The following is a 1366-nucleotide window of genomic DNA, read 5'->3' on the forward strand; positions in this document are numbered from 1 at the left end:
CGACGCCTAGCACCCGCCGCTGCTCGTCAATGACGGCGATGGGAAAGCTTTTATCGCTAAACATAGCGAACAGGTTTTGCAGGGGTTCCTCTGGGGGGACTTTGCGGAAGTCTTGAGTCAGGTGATCAATAATAGTATCTGACTTGGCATCAATCGCCTTGCTCGCCTCATCGGCCTCTAACAGGCCGATGAGGCGGCGGTCACGATCAGTGACATAAATTGAATCAATACTGTGGTCACGCATACGATGTAGTGCAGTGCGCGGGCCGTCGCTTTCGCGGGCGGTAGAGCGCACGGGGCGCATGGCGCTCTCGGCGGTTAATACACGCGAACGATCGACACCTTCGATAAAGCGGCGCACATAGTCATCAGCAGGTTGGGTTAATATTTCTTCAGGTGTACCAATCTGAACGACTTCGCCATCTTTAAGCAGCACGATGCGATCACCAATATTGAGCGCTTCATCTAAATCATGGGTAATGAAGACGGTTGTTTTCTGCATTTTAGATTGCAGTTGCAACAGCTCTTGCTGCATATCCTTGCGGATTAAAGGATCCAGCGCTGAAAAGGCTTCATCCATTAATAGCACGGTGGAATCATTCGCCAGGGCGCGGGCTAGGCCGACACGCTGTTGCATACCACCGGAAAGCTGATTCGGATAAGCCTCTTCCCAGCCATCTAGCCCCACTTGGGTTAGCGCGTTTTGGGCAATTTGCTTACGCTCAGCTTTATCGACACCGCGGATTTCAAGCCCGAACTCGGCGTTTTGGCGTACAGTGCGGTGTGGGAATAACGCAAAATTTTGAAAAACCATAGAAAAATGGCGGCGGCGACACTCCAACAGAGCCTTTTCGCTTAACGTGGGAATATTCTCGCCATCAATGATTATTTCGCCTTCGGTGGTATCAATCAGGCGGTTCAAGCACCGAATTAACGTTGACTTGCCAGAACCAGAAAGCCCCATAATGACGAGCAGTTCGCCTTCATACACATCGAATGAGATGTTTGAAAGACCTAACGTTTGGCCAGTTTTCTCAAGAATTTCAGGGCGTTTTAAACCCTGGTCACGAAGCTCAAGGGCTTTTTTCGGCTGCTTGCCAAATACCTTGCTTAAGCCGCGAACCTGAATTTTGACAGGGCGTGTCTCGTCCATCAGCGGTGCCTTTTGCGTGAATGAGCAGCCTTGTGTCGTTGCTCAGCTCGCTTTCCGATACCAGATGGCTTTCCCTGCAAACAGCGACACAAAACGGTTCATAATTAGAATTTAAGTTTTAACTTGGTTATTTATTAATATTTATTATACATAAGTGGGCAGGGTGTGTCACAACGCCTCCTCCGCTAAGCGTCAAAAGGTGTCACATGTGTC

Annotated in this window: 1 pseudogene (only partly in view); it reads right to left on the minus strand. The window is 49.6% G+C overall.

The window, feature by feature from the left end:
* A pseudogene (locus tag INT22_RS06540) lies at nucleotides 1–1153 on the minus strand (quaternary amine ABC transporter ATP-binding protein); it reaches 76 nt to the left of the window's first position.
* Nucleotides 1154–1366: the final 213 nt, after the last annotated feature.

Origin of the sequence: Halomonas sp. 3D7M, from assembly GCF_014897885.1 — a bacterium.
Classification (GTDB): Bacteria; Pseudomonadota; Gammaproteobacteria; order Pseudomonadales; family Halomonadaceae; genus Vreelandella.